Raw genomic sequence first — 3358 nt, 5'->3', positions numbered from 1 at the left:
AACTAGAGAGTAAAACATAGGGGCGATGGACTTTCATCTTTATAGGTAGTCAACTCACTAAATCAATGGGTTAAATGTTTTGTCGTGTACAGAGCCGGCTGAATACAAAGTGCCAGTAATCTTGCTTGAGTCAGTTCTATCCTTGTAAAACTCACTCAACTCCTCTAAGGTTCCTTTGAGACTGATAACCTGATCAGCAGCACCTAAAGCCGTCGTAGGTATGAGCTTATTATTAAGGGTACTTAAGTCAACACTGCTATACACCAACCGTTCCTGCCCACCCAAATTCACCTTAATTTGGTAAAAAACGAAGGGAACCACTCCTAGATCCCCTGAATTAATTTTCTTTATTTTGCCCTCAGAATCTGGAAGGCTATTCAACTTACCCAAGATTTCATCCTGAACTATTTTGTCCACTAGTCTAATCGGGAACTTAATCTCATGGATTTGTGCTGTTTGTGGGCTGCTTGCAGACAATTTATCCAACTGCTCTTTATAGCTTTTCCAATTCGGCAACAGATAAGGCACTGTAAAAAACTTATTGTTCTTCGAGTTCGTATAAACAACCACTTGACTCGCTAAGCTCTCTAGCTGAAGTGTGGTATAGATATTATCTATGTCGAATGATAGATCAGACATTACTTTATCAGCGGTAGAAGCTGGATTATCCGCTGCACTTACACTAGTCCCTGTGCAGGCAAGAATAAGGGCTAAGGCTAATTGGTTTAGTTTGTTGTGAAACATAACAGTACTTCTCCCTCTGAAATTAACAATAATCACTCACACTGTTGAGACTGTAAACTGAACTCTAGATAAATGACCAAAAATTAATATTTACAAACAATATCTAGCTAGATGTTTTCATGGGTTATTTCACTCAATGCATCATCAGTGTGGGTTGACTTTGATTAATACGCCCATCGGTATCTTTAGTCAACTCCTTAAATGCTTTTAACCAACTAACAGTTCGCTTACAATTCCCTATATACAAGGCCTGAAACTTCTCATAAGAATCTATTTCTTGCATGTTTTTTAAAGTCGCTTTTAATTCTTTAACTTCATTTTCAAGCTTATTTTTTTCATCGCTACTTTTATCAAGATCATAAATCGCTTTAGCTATATTAAACACGGAGAAAGAGCGTGATACTGCTTTCATTAAATCACCTGTTGCCCCACTCAGTCCTATAAAATAAATATAATCCCCTACACGATTTATTAATAAATCACCCAACGCTTTATTATCATTATTAATGATGAGTTGGGTAATACTTAAAGACAGGCTTCCAACAAATACGACAGCGCCAATCGGAGCAGCCAAAGCAATAGCACCCGCTACCCCCAACAATGCACCCAGCTCCACGCCCACGCCTACTGCCGTTAAACTAGCACCAATATAAGAAAGCGCTAAACTAAGCTCAGCACGTTCTAGTTTTCTTTCAACCTTTTTTAAGGACTCAATAGCTTTCTTGGTATTCGCTTGGAAATCACGATGGGCTTCAGCAATAGCAGCAACACTTGAGACTCGACTTTGCTTTTCTAGGGTTTGGCAGGTACTTTCCAGCTTCTCTATCAACCGCTCCAAATCACGGGTATTTAACACATGTTGAACGGGGTACTCGCTACCAATTGCCATGTAGGAGTTATTTGCAAAACTTAATTGCGGATAGCAGGCCAAGAAAACGGATAGGCTTAGGAAGGTTCTGCGGTTCATCTGAAATAACTCCTTTGCAAGGGCTAATAAATGGAATAGCGGAAATACCTTCGTTTGCTTATAGCCTAAATATACCGTCGGCAATTGAGAATTCGGTTTTCATATTTTGGCAACCCTAAAATTATCGGTCATCAATGTGCTTAATTCTTGGTGATGCTTGCCAATATCCCGAAAGAAACCCAACGTGGCATTTTTAAATTTCACGAAGGTATCGTAGTAAGTGCCATAGATCACCTTGCGTTTAAAAAATCCCCACAAGCGTTCGATCAGGTTGAGGTTCGGGGAGTAAGGCGGCAAAAAATGTATCTGAATACGGCATCCTTCTGTTGCTAGATGGGCTTTCACTAATGCTGAACGGTAGTAGCGTGCATTATCCGCAATGATGTGGATTTTCCCCACGGGTTGCGCGGCTTCGAGGTCTTCCAATAAGCGAATGGCAGCTTGAGCATTAATGGTTTCTTCGGTACGAATGAGCGGACGTAATGTCTTGAAAGAAAACACGCCATTGATATTGAGACGTTCCAGTCCAGTGTTGGAGTGCAGGTTGAAATCTTGACCTTTAAGTATCCAGCCATAGCCTGCTTGGGTGTTGTGTTGGGGGTGCGTCGCATCCATAAAATACACGTCATCCTGCTCACCGAGGTTGGCTTTCAGCATTTCCCAATGCGCGATGAATTGCGTTTGGGCGACGGCATCCGCTTTACCCAGCACGACTTTGGGTTTCTTGTGGGAAAACCCCAACCGCCTTAGCAGGGCGGATACACTACGCGGCGCATGGTTCACTTGAAACTGTTGCCGGATGTACTGACCGACCGCTTTGCAAGTGCTATGCAGGGTTTTCGTCACATGCTGCTTGAGTGTCATTTGTTGGCCTACGTTCAGGTATGGCTTGCTGCCTCCCACTTGCCAGTGCAGGAGTCGCTTTTGTCCACCCGCTTGATAAAGGTGAAACCAGTTACGGATCGTATCTTCATCCACTAATAGTGCTTCCGATACCTTTTGAGCTGTCCAACCGCTGCCCAGCAAGTAAACTGCTTTGAGGCGGTCTGCCAGACGTTTTTTCTTTTCTTTGCGGTGAGCTTCACGAAGTGTTGCTAATTCTGCAACAGAAAGCGTGTAATCCAACATCGGCTGCATCCTTGAGCGTTAGCGTATCGGCGGATAGTGTAACTTTACCGAATTCTCATTTACCACTGGTATACTGACCTTTTTCAGCATTTTTTTAATGATTAATTCTATTAAAACTAAGCACCAGCACTATAACGCCGATCATGCTAAACTAGCTTGAATCCTCACCGACTCGCGAATCTTTGTTATGTCTACGTCCCCTTGCAAAAAGCTCCCACTTGGCATCCAAACCTTCGCCAAAATTCGCCAAGGCGATTACTACTATGTCGATAAAACGGCAATTGCTTTAGATTTGATCAAGCAGGGCACTCACTACTTCCTTTCCCGCCCCCGCCGCTTCGGGAAAAGCCTGTTCTTAGATACCCTCAAAGAACTGTTTGAAGGTCATGAAGCCCTCTTTCAAGGCTTAGCGGTGCATCCGCACTGGGATTGGTCGGTCAAGTATCCGGTATTGCGCTTTAGCTTTGGCAGCGGCAAATTCACGGACATCCAAGGCCTCACCCATGCCTTAGATACCCA

General features: G+C 43.2%; 4 protein-coding genes. 1 reads left to right on the top strand and 3 read right to left on the bottom strand.

Annotated features, from left to right (window positions below; genetic code table 11):
* Nucleotides 1-57: 57 nt before the first annotated feature.
* The 3 genes from B5D50_RS19900 to B5D50_RS19890 form a co-directional block, all read right to left on the bottom strand.
* Entirely contained in the window at nt 58-744 is a 687-nt protein-coding gene (locus tag B5D50_RS19900; protein WP_078924391.1) for a hypothetical protein, read from the bottom strand.
* A gap of 133 nt (nt 745-877) precedes the next feature.
* On the bottom strand, nt 878-1633 hold the full coding sequence (locus B5D50_RS19895) for a hypothetical protein (protein ID WP_078924390.1): 756 nt from the start codon (nt 1631-1633) through the stop codon (nt 878-880).
* Between the two features lie 177 nt (nt 1634-1810).
* Nucleotides 1811-2839, bottom strand: coding sequence for an IS630 family transposase (locus B5D50_RS19890; protein ID WP_159448693.1), 1029 nt, complete (start codon nt 2837-2839; stop codon nt 1811-1813).
* A gap of 187 nt (nt 2840-3026) precedes the next feature.
* On the opposite strand from B5D50_RS19890, the gene B5D50_RS19885 reads away from it, so the two are divergent.
* On the top strand, nt 3027-3358 hold a 332-nt coding region (locus B5D50_RS19885), incomplete at its 3' end, for an AAA family ATPase (RefSeq protein ID WP_159448692.1).

It is taken from the genome of Thiothrix eikelboomii (genome assembly GCF_900167255.1).
In the GTDB taxonomy this organism is placed as follows: domain Bacteria; phylum Pseudomonadota; class Gammaproteobacteria; order Thiotrichales; family Thiotrichaceae; genus Thiolinea; species Thiolinea eikelboomii.
Note: the sequence above shows the minus strand (reverse complement) of the source record. Positions and strands in the feature narration are given on the sequence as shown.

What these genes read in the sequence shown, in the direction of transcription:
- B5D50_RS19900 (WP_078924391.1), bottom strand. Translation starts at nt 744, where the DNA reads ATGTTTCACAACAAACTAAACCAATTAGCCTTAGCCCTTATTCTTGCC.
- B5D50_RS19895 (WP_078924390.1), bottom strand. Translation starts at nt 1,633, where the DNA reads ATGGCAATTGGTAGCGAGTACCCCGTTCAACATGTGTTAAATACCCGT.
- B5D50_RS19890 (WP_159448693.1), bottom strand. Translation starts at nt 2,839, where the DNA reads ATGTTGGATTACACGCTTTCTGTTGCAGAATTAGCAACACTTCGTGAA.